This window comes from Hymenobacter cheonanensis, assembly GCF_030581075.1.
Taxonomy (GTDB): domain Bacteria; phylum Bacteroidota; class Bacteroidia; order Cytophagales; family Hymenobacteraceae; genus Hymenobacter.
This window is the reverse complement of the sequence record NZ_JAUQSW010000002.1, coordinates 174,989-189,628: the sequence shown is the minus strand read 5'-3', so window position 1 is coordinate 189,628 and position 14,640 is coordinate 174,989. Positions and strand designations below refer to the sequence as shown.

At 66.1% G+C, this 14,640-nt stretch carries 9 protein-coding genes and 1 pseudogene; 7 read left to right on the top strand and 3 right to left on the bottom strand.

The annotated features are described in order from the left end of the window. Positions 1-9: 9 nt before the first annotated feature. Positions 10-3,093 carry a PAS domain-containing protein gene (locus Q5H89_RS04370; RefSeq protein ID WP_305018082.1) on the bottom strand — a complete coding sequence of 1,028 codons (3,084 nt, stop codon included), beginning with the start codon at positions 3,091-3,093 and terminating at the stop codon, positions 10-12. Between the two features lie 293 nt (positions 3,094-3,386). Then, the gene (locus Q5H89_RS04365; RefSeq protein ID WP_305018081.1) at positions 3,387-5,237 is read right to left on the bottom strand and encodes a PAS domain-containing protein; all 1,851 of its coding nucleotides are present in this window, start codon (positions 5,235-5,237) and stop codon (positions 3,387-3,389) included. Between Q5H89_RS04365 and Q5H89_RS04360 the strand changes: the two are divergent. Both Q5H89_RS04360 and Q5H89_RS04355 read left to right on the top strand, forming a co-directional pair. Then, positions 5,236-6,474, top strand: a pseudogene (locus Q5H89_RS04360) (carbohydrate kinase family protein). The gene Q5H89_RS04365 and the pseudogene Q5H89_RS04360 sit on opposite strands and share 2 nt — an antisense overlap. A gap of 46 nt (positions 6,475-6,520) precedes the next feature. Then, positions 6,521-8,065, top strand: a complete 1,545-nt coding sequence (locus Q5H89_RS04355) for a glycoside hydrolase family 32 protein (protein WP_305018080.1) — start codon at positions 6,521-6,523, stop codon at positions 8,063-8,065. 286 nt (positions 8,066-8,351) lie between these two features. Here Q5H89_RS04355 and Q5H89_RS04350 read toward each other — a convergent pair whose 3' ends face one another. Next, positions 8,352-9,020 (bottom strand): Dps family protein, encoded by a 669-nt coding sequence (locus Q5H89_RS04350; protein WP_305018079.1) that lies wholly within the window; start codon positions 9,018-9,020, stop codon positions 8,352-8,354. 254 nt (positions 9,021-9,274) lie between these two features. On the opposite strand from Q5H89_RS04350, the gene Q5H89_RS04345 reads away from it, so the two are divergent. The 5 genes from Q5H89_RS04345 (at position 9,275) to Q5H89_RS04325 (ending at position 14,459) form a co-directional block, all read left to right on the top strand. Then, complete coding sequence (locus Q5H89_RS04345) at positions 9,275-9,940, top strand: response regulator transcription factor (RefSeq protein ID WP_305018078.1); 666 nt, start codon at positions 9,275-9,277, stop codon at positions 9,938-9,940. Beyond that, positions 9,941-11,323, top strand: coding sequence for a sensor histidine kinase (locus tag Q5H89_RS04340; protein ID WP_305018077.1), 1,383 nt, complete (start codon positions 9,941-9,943; stop codon positions 11,321-11,323). It begins immediately after the preceding gene. Positions 11,324-11,653: 330 nt separating this feature from the next. Further along, entirely contained in the window at positions 11,654-12,331 is a 678-nt protein-coding gene (locus Q5H89_RS04335) for a response regulator transcription factor (protein ID WP_305018076.1), read from the top strand. A gap of 79 nt (positions 12,332-12,410) precedes the next feature. Further along, positions 12,411-13,676, top strand: a complete 1,266-nt coding sequence (locus Q5H89_RS04330; RefSeq protein WP_305018075.1) for a sensor histidine kinase — start codon at positions 12,411-12,413, stop codon at positions 13,674-13,676. 33 nt (positions 13,677-13,709) lie between these two features. Beyond that, entirely contained in the window at positions 13,710-14,459 is a 750-nt protein-coding gene (locus Q5H89_RS04325) for a phosphatase PAP2 family protein (protein ID WP_305018074.1), read from the top strand. Positions 14,460-14,640 lie beyond the last annotated feature (181 nt).

Genomic DNA, 14,640 nt, shown 5'->3' with positions numbered 1-14,640 from the left:
GGCCCGGCGCTAGGCCGGCAGCGAGACACTAAAGATAGAGCCCACGCCCGGCTGGCTGGCCACGTGAATCTGGCCCCCGGCGTTTTCGACCAGGCGCTTCACCATGTAGAGGCCCACGCCCGAGCCCTCGACGTGGGTGTGCAGGCGCCGAAACATGCCAAAGAGCTTGCCTTGCTGGCCGGCATCGAGGCCCAGGCCGTTATCCTGCACTTCCAGCACCAGCTGGCCGTTGGCGTGGCGGCCGCGCAGCTGCACCAGGGCCGGGCGGGCGGGGTCGCGGTACTTAATGGCGTTGCTGAGCAGGTTATACACAATGCTGCGCAGGTTTTTGGGCGAGAAGCGGGCCGTGGGCGGGCCGGCCAGGTCCACGGTGAGCGTGGCGCCGGCGGCGGCCAGGTCGGCGGCCAGGTCGAGGCGCACGGCGCGCAACAGGGCGGCCAGGTCTACCACCTCGGCGGGCGCGCCGTCGGCATCGGGCTGCAGCTTCGACACGTCGGTGAGGTGGGTCAGCGTTTCGCGAAAGCGCAGCACCGCGCCGTCCATCATCTCCAGCAGGCGCGGTACCAGCGGGGCTTGCAAGGACTCGGGTGGCAGCTGCTCGCGCAGGGCCGTGAAGAGGCCTTCGAGGTTGGCGATGGGCGATTTGAGGTCGTGCGAGGCCGTGTACACGAAGGTGTCGAGGTCGGCGTTGGTGCGGCGCAGGCGCTGGTTGGTGGCGGCCAGCTCATCGGCCAAAGCCTGGGCCTGCTGGCGGTTTTCTTCCACGGTCTGGCGGGCGCGCACCTGCTCGGTTACCTCGTAGGCAAACACCAAAATGCCATCTATCTGATTGCGTGAGTTATAGCGGGGCTGGTAAGTGAAGTTGAAGTGCAGCCGCTCAAGCGCAGCGCCGTCGTGGCGCGCCAGCTCCAGGGGCAGCTCCTGGGCCACGAAGGGCTCGCCGGTGGTGTACACGTGCCGTAGCAGCTCGGGCACGGCGGTATCGGCCAGCTCGGGCAGGGCCTCAAACACCGGCCGGCCGGCCAGCGCCCGGCCCGGAAATATCTGCTGGTAGGCCGGGTTCACGAGCTGGTACACGTAGCTAGGCCCGTCGAGGATGGCAATGGGCGCCGGCGCATCCATAAAAAGCGTGTGCAGCAGCTCGCGTTGCTGGTCGGCCTCGCGGCGGGCCAGCACCTGCGCCGTCACGTCGTAGGTAAACACGGAAATGCCCACAATCTCGCCCTGCTCGCGGTAGGCCTGGTAGGTGAAGTTGAAAAACCGCGTTTCGGCCGCCTGGCCCGCCGGGGGCTCCAGCACCAGCGGCTGCTCGGTGCCAAAATACGTTTCGCCCGTGCGGTACACGTGGTCGAGCAGGGCCGTGAAGCCCTGGGCCACCGCCTCGGGCTGCGACGCTGCAATGGGCAGCCCCAGCAGGGCCCGGCCCGGAAACAGCGCCCGAAACGCGGGGTTGATGTAATCGACGCGGTGCTCGGGGCCGCGCAGCAAGCCAATAATGGCTGGCGTCTGCTCAAATATCTGGTACAGGTTTTCGCGCTCCTGGGCCTGGCGCTGGGCGGCGGCCAGCAGCTCGGCCTGCAGCTCGGCCTGCAGGGCCGTGGCCTGCTGGCGGGCGCGCACCTTCTCGGTAGCATCCACGAGGAAGGCCAGGATATCCTGCACCCGGCCCTGCGCGTCGAGAATGGGCTGGTACACAAAATCGAGGTAGCGCTGCACGAGCTGGCCGGTAGCCGCGTCGTGCAGCTGCAGCGGGGTTTCGGTGCCCACGTAGGCCCGGCCGGTGGCCCGCACCTGGTCGAGCAGCCGCACAAAGCCCTGCTGCGCAACTTCGGGCAGCATATCGGCCACCGGCAGGCCTAGCTGCGCCCGCCCGCCCGTCAGGGTCAGGTAGTTGTCGTTGAAAAACGAGTAGCAGTGCTCGGGGCCGGTGAGCGTGGCAATGGCGGCCGGCACCTGCCCTAGTATCTGGCGCAGCAGCCGCTGCTGGGTGCGCAGCTGCTCGCGCTGCTGCTCGGCCACGCGCAGGGCGGCCTGCACCTCGCGGCTGCGGGCCTCCACGCGGGCTTCCAGCTCCTCGTTGAGGCGGCGCAGGGCTAGCTGGGTGCGGGCCAGCTCGGTGTTGTTGGTCAAAAACTCCTCGTTGGAAGCCTGCAGCTCTTCGTTGGTGGCGGCCAGCTCCTCGTTCGAGATATCGAGCTGGTGGTTGAGGCCGCTCAGCTGCCGGGCCGTGTCTTCTACCAGGCGGCGGGCCTGCACCTGGGCCGTTACCTCGTAGGCAAACACCAGAATACCGTCTATCTGGCCCTGCAAGTCGCGCCGGGCCTGGTACGTAAAGTTGTAATAGCGCTCGTCGAGCGCAGTCGGGTGCGAGTTGTCGTGGTCGAGCTGCACCAGCATTTCGGTGGCCAGAAAAGGCTCGCCGGTGCGGTACACGTTGTCGAGCAGGTCGAAAATGGGCTGGCCCGCCAGCTCGGGCATGGCCTCGGCAATGGGCTTGCCCAGCAGCGGGCGCTCGCCCACCAGGGCCTGGTAGGGGCCGTTCACCAATTGAAAGCGGTGGCTAGGGCCTTCAAAGATGCAAATCATGGCCGGGGCCTGCATCAGCACGTGGTGCAGAATGGCCTGCTGGCGCTCGGCCTCGGCGCGGGCCTGCTGCTCGCGGGCCTGGCTGGCGCGCAGGGCCTCTTCGGCGGCCGAGCGCGGAAAGTCGCCGGTGTCGGCAAAGCTCACGAGCAGGCCGCCGCCCAGCCGCCGGGCCGCCACCCGGAAGTAGGTGTCATAGCCATCGGCCTCATACTTAAGCTCTATCTGCTGCGGCTCGGTGGCGCGCAGGGCCGCGCAGTGAAAGGCAAACGCGCCGTTGGCGACGCTGTTCGGAAACCGGGCCAGGTACGTAACGGCCGGCCGGGCCGGCAGCCCGATAATGCGCTGGGCGGCCGGGTTGAGGTAGGCAAAAGCCAGGTCGACCACCGCCCCGCTAGCGTCGGCGATGGGCGTGTAGGCCACAATGCCCGTCAGGGACAAGTCGAGCAGGGCCGGCAACAACTCGCTTTCGGGAAAAATATCGGCAGGAAACAAAGCCGCAGCAGGCATAAAAAACGTGCGTAAAAAACTAAAATACCCGGCCGGGGCCGGCGGTGCCCGGCCACAAAAGGGGCACCGGCACCCCGGCCGCTAGCAGGCCAGCCGCCGGGCATGAGCTTACCATGTACGAAAAAAAGCCGCCGGCCGCCTCAATTGCCAGGAAAAGGCGCGGCTGGCGCCCGGGGCGGCGGGCGCCAGCCGCCGCATCGCCCTAACGAAAAGGAAGAAGCGGCTGCGCACAGCAGACCCGGGTAGCCAGCATTTAACAGCTATACGGCCAGCTGCCTGAGGCTGGCCGGGGGCTAGCGGGCCGGCGTGGGCGCGCTCACCTCGTGGGCAAAAATAGACACGCCCACAACCGTGTCCTGCTCCCGGTAGGCCTGGTAGGTAAACGTGAAGTGGTGCAGCCGAGGCGCCTCCCCGGGCTGGGCCAGCTGCACGGGCACGGCCTCGCCAAAATAGGTTTCGCCGGTGCGGTACACCTGCTCGAGGCGGGCTAGCTCGCCGCTGGCCGTGGCTTCGGGCAGGGCCTCGGCCAAGGGGCGGCCCACTAGCTGCCGGCCCGGGAAAAACGATTGGTAGGCGGCGTTCACGTACTCGTAGCGCAGGGCCGGGCCGCGCAAAATGGCCACCGCCGCCGGGGTGTGGGCAAATACCTGGTACACCAGCTCGCGGTCCTGGGCCTGGCGCTGGGCGCTGGCCTGCACCTGGGCTTGCAGGGCCTCGGCGTGCTGGCGGGCCACTACGCGCTCGGTCACATCCACAATAAAAGCTAAAATGCCCTCGGTTTGGGCCTGCTCGCCCAGCAGCGGCTGGTAGATGAAGTCGATAAACAGGAGTTCCGACTGGCCCGTGGCGCTGTTATGCAGCTGAATTGGGGTTTCCTGGCCCCGGAAGGGCTGGCCCGTGGCGTACACCTGGTCGAGCAGGCCCCCGAAGCCCTGCTCTATTGCTTCGGGAAACACTTCCGCCACGGTTTGGCCCAGTTGGGCGCGGTGCCCCGACACCCTCTGATAGGTATCGTTGAAGAAGCTGAAGCGATGCTCGGGGCCGGTGAGCGTGGCAATGGCAGCCGGCACCTGGCCCAGTATCTGGTCAAGCAGGCGCTGCTGCTTGGTGGCCTGGGTGCGTTGCTGCTCGGTTTCCAGCAAGGAGGCCTCCAGCTGCTGGGTGCGCTCCTGCACGCGGCCTTCCAGCTGCTGCTGCACTAGTAGCACCTCCTCCTGGTTGGTTAGCAGCTCTTCGTTGCTGGTATGCAGGGCCTGGTTGAGGGTGGCTAGCTGCTGGTTGAGGTCCTGCACCTGCTGGCGGGCCACCACCTGCTCGGTCACCTCGGTGGCCACCACCATCACGCCCGTAATATGGCCGTCGGCCTCGCGCACGGGCAGGTACACAAAGTTCCAGTACACCGTTTCGCGGTGGCCGTTGCGGTCGTGCTGGGCGGGCATTTCGTGGGCCACGTAGGGCTCGCCGGTGGTGAATACGCCCGCCAGCAGCTCCTCGTAGCCCATGCCGGCCACTTCGGGCAGCGCCTCAAACAGCGAAAGGCCAATAATATCCTCGGCCCGGCGGCCCCACAGCTCGCACACCAGCGGGTTGGCCAGCTCAATAATATTGTTGGGGCCCCGGTACACGGCAATGGCCACCGGGGCCTGCTCAAAAATGCGCTCCAGCTCGCCGCGCTGGCGCTCGGCCTCGGCCAGGGCCGCCTGCTCGCGCTGCTGGCTGGCGCGCACCCGGGCTTCGGCCTGCTCCTGGTTGGTGATATCTATTACGCTGTGAATCAGGTAGATTACCTGGCCTTGCTCATCCAGCACCGCGCTGTTGTGGGGCAGCCAGTGGCGCTCCACAAACTGGCCGGGGGCGGCGGGGTCGGGCACGTCGTAGCGCTGCGGGGGCACTTCGTGGGGCTGGCCGGTGGCCAGCACCTGGGCAAACGAGGCCCGCAGGTTGCGCTGGCTGTTGGCCTCGGGGGTGCGGGGGTTATCAGGAAAAACGTCGAACACCGGGCGGCCCACTACCTGCTCGCGCGTGCGCAGCGAAGCCGCCAGGTACGCATCGCTGGCGGCCACCACCACCAGGTCGGGCGAGAGCAGCAGATAAGCCCCCGGCAGGGCATTGAAAACGGGAAGCAGGGCAGAGCTGGCAGGCATGATAACAGCGAAGAGCGATAGGAAATACGAAGGTAAAACGCCGCCCGGAAGACAGCCCTGGCCAGCCGGGCGCTGGCACTACTCTGGCTCATACGCTCGGCCTGCCAATCTAGATGTAGGCCTGGGGCCGCCCCCGCCCGGCAGCAGGCCAGCGCGCCCCGGCGCAGTCGGGAAAACAAGCCGCTCTGCGGGGGCCGAGGCCAATAAAATCGGCCTTGGCACAAAAAGCCGGCCGGGCCCGGGCGCACTAGGCCGCACCCAGGCCGCTGCCCGGGTGCGGCCCCCTTGGGGTGTAGCCCCGGCGCCCGGGCCGCCGTACTCTTGCAGAAAAAAGCCTGTTATGCCTGCTTCCGTGGTTTGCTTCGGCGAAGTCCTCTGGGACATCCTGCCCACCGGCCCGCAGCCGGGCGGCGCCCCCTTCAACGTGGCCGTGCACCTGCACCAGCTAGGGCAGCCGGCGGCGCTCATCAGCCGCGTGGGCGATGATGAGCCGGGCCGCGAGCTGCTCCGCTTTATCGCCGCCAAAGGCCTCGGCACCGCCTACGTGCAGCACGGCCCCGGCCACCCCACGGGCGTAGTGAACGCCGACGTGGGCGATGCCAACGAGGTAGTGTACAGCATTGTGCAGCCCGTGGCCTGGGATTATATTCAGTACGAAGCCCGCCTGGCCCACCTCGTGGAGGAGGCCGCGGTGCTGGTTTTCGGCAGCCTGGCTGCCCGCCAGGCCGAAACGCGCGAAACCCTCTAGGGCCTGCTCGAACACGCCCGCTTTCGGGTGTTTGATGTGAACCTGCGCGCCCCCCACTACCGCCCCGAGGTAGTGCAGCACCTGCTGGCGCAAGCGCACCTGGCAAAGATGAACCACCACGAGCTAACCGAAATAATGGGCTGGCTGAACCCCGCCGCTCCCACCGGCCGCCCCGCCGCCCTGCGCTGGCTAGCCCACTACTTTGGCCTGCAAGCCGTGTGCGTAACCTGCGGCGCCGAGGGCGCGCTGCTTTACACCAACGGCCAGCTTTACCAAGCTCCTGGGGTACCCGTGGCAGTGCAGGATACCATTGGCAGCGGCGATGCTTTTCTGGCCGCCCTGCTGCGGGGCTGGCTGGCCGGCGACGAGCCGGGGGCCATGTTGCGCTTCGCCTGCGCCGCCGGTGCGCTGGTGGCCACGCAGCCGGGCGCCACGCCCGCGCTCACCACCGCCGACGTGCATAACTTGCTGGCCGCGCCGGGGGCCTAGCTGCCGGCCGCTGCTTTTTCCCACCCATTTGCCCACTATACTGAGTATGAAAAAGTTATTGCTGCTGCTCGGCAGCTCACTCCTGAGCGCGGGGGCCTGGGCGCAGGCTAGTGCGCCCCCGCCGGCCACGCCGCAGTGGCGCCCGGCCTACCACTTTGCCCCCAGCGCCCACTGGATGAACGACCCCAACGGCATGGTCTTTTACCAGGGCACCTACCACCTGTTTTTTCAGTACTTCCCCGGCGGCATGGTGTGGGGGCCCATGCACTGGGGCCATGCCACCAGCCCCGACATGCTGCGCTGGCAAGAGCAGCCCATCGCGCTTTTCCCCGATAGCCTGGGCTATATCTTCTCCGGCTCGGCCGTGGTCGACAGCAAGAATACGAGCGGCTTCGGCAAAAACGGGGTGGTGCCGCTGGTGGCCATCTTCACCTACCACAACCCCAAAAAGGAAAAATCGGACCCCGAGCATACCCAGAGCCAGGCCCTGGCCTACAGCCTCGACGCGGGCAAAACCTGGACGAAATACATGGGCAACCCGGTGGTGAAAAATCCCGGCATCGTAGACTTTCGCGACCCCAAGGTGAGCTGGAACGAGCAGGCGGGCAAGTGGATAATGACGCTGGCCACCAAGGACCGCATCACGTTCTTCTCCTCGCCCAACCTCAAGGAGTGGACCAGGGAAAGCGAGTTTGGCGAGAAGCTAGGGGCGCACGGCGGCGTGTGGGAATGCCCCGATTTGTTCCCGCTCACGCTCAATGGCAAGACGCACTGGGTGCTGATTGTCAACATCAACCCCGGCGGGCCCAACGGCGGCTCGGCCACGCAATACTTCGTGGGCTCTTTCGATGGCCACACCTTCAAACCCCTGAACGACAAGACGAAGTGGGCCGACTACGGCCCCGACGAGTACGCCGGCGTCACGTTTGCCAACACGGGCACGCGCCGCCTGTTTCTGGGTTGGATGAGCAACTGGGAGTATGCCAACCAGGTGCCCACCTCGCCCTGGCGCAGCGCCATGACCATTCCACGCGAGCTGGGTTTGCGCCAGGAGGGGAGCGAAATCTACCTCACCTCCCAGCCCGCCCGCGAGCTGGCCAAGCTGGCCGCCGCGCCCACCACGCTGCAAACCGTGGCCGTGAAGGCCCCCGTAGACCTGGCCCGCCTGCGCGTGCCCAGCGGCAAATTCCGCCTCAACCTGACCACGAGCCGGCTCGCCAGCTTCGAGCTGGTGCTGGGCAACGCGGCCGGCGAGGAGCTGGTGCTGGGATTCGACAAGACTAAAAACGAATACTTTATCGACCGCCGCAAGGCGGGCGCCACCAGCTTCAGCCCCAGGTTTGCGGGCCGGCACGTGGCCCCGCGCCTGGCCACGGCGGCGGGGGCCGACCTCACGCTGTTTTTCGACGCGGCCTCGGTGGAGTTGTTTGCCGACCACGGCCTGACGGCCATGACGGAGATATTTTTCCCCTCCCAGCCCCTGACCAACCTGCGCCTGCGCTCGGCTTCGGGTATCACCTTTCAGCAGGTGAGCAGCGCCGCGCTAGCCCCCAAGCCGGCGAGCAAAACGCCCGTCGTCGGCCAGCGCTAGGGCCAGCGTAATGGAGTAAGTCGAGCCATCAGAAAAGCCCCCGGCCAGCGGCCGGGGGCTTTTCTGATGGCTCAGGATACGAGAAGTAGTGAGGGCTGGGGCCAGCTGGGGCAAGGCTGGGGAGGCCGTCATCATCATTGGCCAGCCGGGCTTGGGCAATGGGCCCGGCCGCGCCAGGGGCAGTACTGGTGTCGACGGGCCAGGGGGCGCTCGCTGCCCTGGGCTAGGGTGGGCGGGGCCGGGCCAATGGCCCTGGCCGCCCGGGCGCTAAGCAGTAGCGGGCAGCCTACTGCATGTGCACCCGAAACTGCCACACGTGCTTATCGAGCACGTAGCTCAGCTCCTGCAACTGGTTGGACGTCACTTCATCGACCTTGCTCATGTGCTCGATGCGCTGGCGCACGCGCTTGGCCACGGTGGTGATGCGCTCGGTCATGAGAATGAGTACCTGCTTGTCGGAGAGGTAGCCGCCGGGAAACTCGCCCAGGTTGGCGGTGGCCGCTATTACGCCGGTGCGGCCGTCGATGGGGCTGCCCACCTGCAGCACGCGCTCGGCCAGGATGTCGGCGTACTTGCGGTACTCGTCGGCATTCTCCTGCAGCTTTTCGTGCAAGGGCAGGTACAGCGGGCCGCGCAGGTTCCAGTGGCTCTGCTTCGAGTCGTGAAACAGCTCCAGCAGCTCTACCACGGTGGCCTGCAGGTCGTCGGTGACGGGCTTGCGCTTGTCGGCCTCCACCGGAATGAGCGGGTCGGCGGCCGGGTTGCGGTAGTCGAGCTTGCCGCTAGGGTCGGCGGGCGGCGTGGGGGTGTTGTCGGGGGCGGTGCTGCTGCCGGCGGGCAGCGGCATGGCAGAAGGGGCGGGCGTATTTTTGGCAGCGCGGCGGGTTTGGGCCTGGGCCTGGGGGGCCAGGGCCGTCAGCAGCGCCACCGACGCGGCCAGAAGGTAAATTTTCATAAAAACTTACTGGTAAAGGTATTATCGGCGGGCAGCGGCGCACCTGGGGCGCTGCCCGCCAGGTTGGGTAGGGCTTTGAACGAGGCGGCTTCTTATGCCTGGCTTAGCAGAAGCTTAAAATTTGCTTAAAGCCACCGCAGTAGCCGGCGCGGCTGCGTTTAACTGGCTGTGCCGCCCCCGCGGGCCCTGCGGGGCGCCGGCGGCCTTTTTTTACTGGTCGCCGCGCCCGGCGCCGGCCCTTGCCCCCCTCGCCCATGCAGCTATTGGTAATTGAAGACGAGCCCGGCATTGCCCGGTTTCTCAAGCAGGGCCTGGAAGAGGAATCCTTCGGGGTGGAGGTGGCGGAAACCGGCACGGAGGGCCTGCGCCAGGCCCTGGCCCAGAAATTCGACCTGCTGCTCATCGACTGGATGGTGCCCGGCCTTACGGGCCTGGAGGTGTGCCAGCAGCTGCGCGCCCGCCACGACCACACGCCCATCATCTTCCTCACGGCCAAGGATACCGTGCCCGACACCGTGGCCGGCCTGCAGGCCGGGGCCAACGACTACATCAAGAAGCCCTTTCACTTTGAGGAGCTGCTCGAGCGCATCAGGGTGCAGCTGCGGCCGGCGGGGGGGCCGGCCGAGCGCTTCACGCTAGGCCCTATTGTGCTGAATGTGAGCACGCACCAGGTTTTCAGGGGCGACGAGGAGATTGCCCTCACGCAGAAGGAGTTTGCGCTGCTCGAATACCTGCTGCGCCACAAAAACAAGGTGTGCCGCCGCCAGAGCATTATCGAAAACGTGTGGGATATTCACTTTGAGTACAACACGGGGGTTATCGACGTGTACATGAATGCGCTGCGCAAGAAGCTTAAAATCAGCAAGGAAGATGACTACCTGCAAACCATTCGCGGCATTGGGTATGTCGCCCGCGACTAGATGAGCCTGCGCTTTCAGGACCGCATTGCGCTGCACTACGTGCTGGCCACGGCCGCGCTGGTGGTGGCGGCCTACCTGGTGGTGTTTGGGGTGGTGCGCGAGCGCGTGTATACCGACCTCGACCAGAACCTGCGCTTTGAGGCCGCCAAGCACATCGGCGAGCTGCACGTGACGGCCCGCACCATTCGCTTTGCCAACCGCGAAGAGTGGCTGGAGCGCGAGCACCGCGAGGTGCAGGTAGACCCCGTTTTTATTCAGGTAAACGACCTGCGGGGGCGGCTCATGGACCGCTCGCCCAACCTCAAAGCCGACCAGCTGCCCTTTGCGGCGGGGCCCGACTGGCAGCTGCCGCGCAATGTGCTGCTAGGGGGCAAGGGCCTGCGGCAGGTGCAGGTGCCGGTGCGGGCGCCGGGCGGGCCGGTGCAGGGCTACCTGCTGGCGGCCATCTCGTCGGAGGCGGCGCAGCACGTGCTGGGCAGCCTGGCGATGGTGCTGCTGGGCTCGCTGCCGGTGGTGCTGCTAGGGCTGTTTGGCAGCGCGCGGTGGCTGGCGGGGCACAGCATTGCGCCCCTTACCCAGATTACGGAAACCACTAACCGCATCACGCGCAATAACTTATCGGAGCGCATTGCCCTGCCCCCGCGCCCCGATGAGCTGCACACCCTGGCCAGCGCCATCAATGGGCTGCTGCACCGCATCGAGCAGGCCGTGGCGCGCGAAAAGCAGTTCACGGCCGATGCCTCGCACGAGCTGCGCACGCCGCTGGCCGTGCTCAAGGGCACGCTGGAGGTGCTGGTGCGCAAGCCCCGCCGGCCCGACGAGTACGTGGCCGACATCACGCGCGGCATTGGCGAGATTGACCGCCTGACCTACCTCGTGGACCAGCTGCTGCTGCTGGCCCGCTTCGAGAACCACGCCAAGGGCCTGAACCTACAGGAGCTGACGGTGCTGACCTGCGTGCATGACGTGCTGTATCGCCGCCGCGCCGACCTGAATGCCAAGCACATCCGGGTAGATGTGCAGGATGGCGACACGCCGGCCATCGTTTCCGACCCGTACCTGGTAGACCTGATTCTGGACAACATGCTGGCTAATGCCGTGAAGTACTCGCCGGCCAACTCTACCATTACCGTGGGGCTGGCGCTGGTGGCCGGGGCCCTGCGCTGCACCATCACCGACGAGGGTATCGGCATTAAAACCGAGGACCTGGACCGGATTTTTGACCCCCTCTACCGCTCCGATGCGCTGGCCCACAAGGAGATAGGGGGCACCGGCCTGGGCTTGTCCATCGTGGCCAAGGCCTGCGCCCTGCTGCGCATTACGCTGGCCGTGCGCAGCGAGCTGGGCCGGGGCACCACGTTTACGCTGGGCTTCCCGCAGTAGTGCCCGCCTGGGCCTGCCTGAGGCCAGGTTCGAAAAGTAGCCACCATACTGCCTGTTATGGCGCGGCGCGGCGGCATTCCCTGCCCGGTTATCTTACTCCCGATTATGTTGGAATAATTTCGTAAAATTTTGGTTGTGAGTATATTATGTTGAGCTATTTAGTTGTGCTGTTGCTGGCTTAGCTAGGGCAGGCGCCTGCGCGCGGCCTGGCAGCGTGCCGCGCGAGTAATTTGGGAAAGGCCGCGCCTCTAAAGCCGGCCAGCACGGGGCCGCTGCCAGAATGTTGCTAGGATTGTGGAGTTATTTTGAGCCTGAACCTACTTTTCAGGTATGAAGCTGCTCCTAGTTGAAGATGAAGCCGGCCTGCGCCAAACGGTGCAGGAAACCCTGCGCCAGCACGGCTACGTGGTAGAAACGGCGGCCACCTTTGCCCAGGCGCACGAAAAGCTGACGCTCTACAGCTACGACTGCGTGCTGGTAGACCTGACGCTGCCCGATGGCGACGGGCTCAATTTAATCCGGCTGCTCAAGATCGAGAACTCCTCGGCGGGCGTCCTCATCCTCACGGCCCGCGACGGAGTGGAAGACCGCGTGAAGGGCCTTAACCTGGGCGCCGACGATTACCTGGTGAAGCCCTTTCATCTTTCCGAGCTGAACGCGCGGGTGCTGGCCATCATCCGCCGCCGGCAGTTTCAGGGGCACACGTCCATTACGTTTCGCGACCTCGTGGTGCGGCCCGAGCACAACGAGGTGCTGGTGCGCGGCGAGCCGCTAGCCCTCACCCGCAAGGAATATGACCTGCTGCTGTACCTGCTGGCCAACCCCGGCCGGGTGCTCACCAAGGAAGCCATTGCCGAGCACCTCTGCGGCGACCAGGTGGACGCGGCCGACTCGCTGGACTTTATTTATACCTACCTCAAAAACCTGCGCAAGAAGTTGCAGGAGCGCGGCGTGGACAACTACATCCGCACGCTCTACGGCGTGGGCTACAAGCTCAACCTAGAATAATAATTAAGGACGAATAGCGCTCTGTTAGTGTCTGATAGTCAAAGCATAATCATCAGTCATTCGTCGCTAGTAATTAGGAATGAAGCTACTGGCCGCCACCACCCGCTACTACCTGCTGCTCACGGCCGGGCTCTTTGCCCTGGCCAGCGGCCTGCTGTACCTGGGCCTGCAATGGGCCCTGCGCCACGAGGCCGAGGAGCAGCTGCGGGGCGAGCAAACCTACGTGCAGCAGCTGGTGGCGCAGGGCCAGCCGCTGCCGGCCCGGCTCTTTGCCTATCAGCTCGACCGCAGCACGCAGCCCCGGCCCCTGGGCTTCAGCGATACGCTGCTGCTCGACCCGGCAGAGCATGAGCTGGTGCCGTTTCGGCAGCTCACGTTTCGGGTGCCGGCCAGCCAGGGTGCCGAGTGGATTACGGTGCGCAAGTCGCTGGTAGAGAGCCAGGACCTGCTGCGGGTAGTGCTAGGCGTGATGCTCGGGGCGCTGGCCTTGCTGCTGCTGGGCGTGGTGGGCCTGAACCGCTGGCTGGCCCGGCGGCTGTGGGCGCCGTTTCAGCACACGCTGGGCCGGCTGCGGGCCTACGACCTGCACCGCCACCAGCCGCTGGGGCTGCCCGCGCCCGCCATCACCGAGTTTGCCGAGCTGAATCAGGCGCTCAATCAGCTGAGCGAGCGGCTAGTGGCCGACTACGAAAGCCTGCGCCAGTTTACCGAAAATGCCGCCCACGAAACCCAAACGCCCCTGGCCATTATGCAGGCCAAGCTGGAGCAGGCCCTGCAAGCCCCGGCCCTGCTGGAGGACGAAGCCACGCTGCTGCTGCTGAGCGATGCCCGCCGGGCGGCCCAGCGCCTCTCGCGCCTGCACCAGGCCCTCACGCTGCTCAGCAAGCTCGAAAACCAGCAGTTTGCCCCCGCCCAGGCCATGCCCGTGCACCTCGACCAGGTGCTGCACGACCGCCTGGCCGTGCTGGAGCCGCTGCTCGACGCCCGCGCCCTACGCCTGACCCTGCACGTGGCGCCCAACCTGCCCGCCCGCCGGCTGCACCTGGGGCTAGCCGACTCGCTGCTCCAAAACCTGCTCCAAAACGCCATCAAGCACAACCTGCCGGGCGGCGAAATCGTCGTGTCACTCACGCAGTCGGCGCTCGAAGTCAGCAACACCGGCCCGGCCGTGGCCGGCGACCCTAGCCGGTTTTTCGAGCGCTTCCGCAAGCACAACGCGGCCTCCGATTCGCCGGGCCTGGGCCTGAGCATCGTGCAGCACATCTGCGCTTACTACGGCTTTCGGGTGCGCTACGCCTATGAGGCCGGCCCGGCGCGCCACACGCTGCGAGTTGATTTTGACTGAGTTTTGCCTATTTCATACTACTGATTCCTGTCAATGCGTATTTCTGCCCTGGCCACCAACGCCCTGCGGGGGGCTAGCCGCCACCGCTTATTGTTGCTGTTGCTGGGAGTGGTGGCCGGGGCGTGGGGGCTGTTTGCCGAGGTGGCCCACGAGCTGCGCGAAGACCGCCTGCAACCCGACCACGGCTTTCCCTTCGACCGGCCCATTCTCAACTACCTGCACCAGCACGAGGGCCACGGGCGCTGCGCCCTGGCCGACAACCTGAGCGCGCTGGCCGGCCCGGTGTGGCTAGGGGTGTATGCGCTCGTGGCGCTGGGCCTGGGGTGGCTGGCCTACCGGCGGCGCTTCCGGGCGCTGGCTTTCGTGGTGGGCGCCGTGGGCGGCACCATGGGCATCAACCTGCTGGCCAAGTACCATTTCGAGCGCCTGCGGCCCGATTTCTACCACCAAGTATGCTTCGAAACGCCCACGCTGCTCACCGACCCCAGCTTCCCGAGCGGCCACACCATGGCCTCGCTGGCGCTGGCTAGCGCGCTGGGCATTGTGTGCTGGCCCACGTGCGGGCGCTGGCTGGCCTGGGGCGTGGGGCTGCTGTTTGCGCTGGGCGTGGCCTGGTCGCGCCTCTACCTGGCGGCTCACTACCCCTCCGATGTACTGGCCGGCTGGCTGGCCACCATTGCCTGGGTCTGGACACTGTATCTGGTCATGTCGCGCTACCTTGGCGAGCTGCGCCAGCTAGGGCACACGCTACGTGAGGAAGTGAGCGAGGCACCGATGAAGTGAGGCTTAGACGCTGGGCACATGGTCGTTTCCTTTCGTGGCGCCCCACCCCCGGCCCCTCTCCCGCAGGGGAGGGGAGCCACGGCGGGGCTAACGTCCTCAATCATCAGGCTCCCCTCTCCCGCAGGGGAGGGGCCGGGGGTGGGGCGCCACGTAATGTAAATAGTTGCTTACCAATATCGAA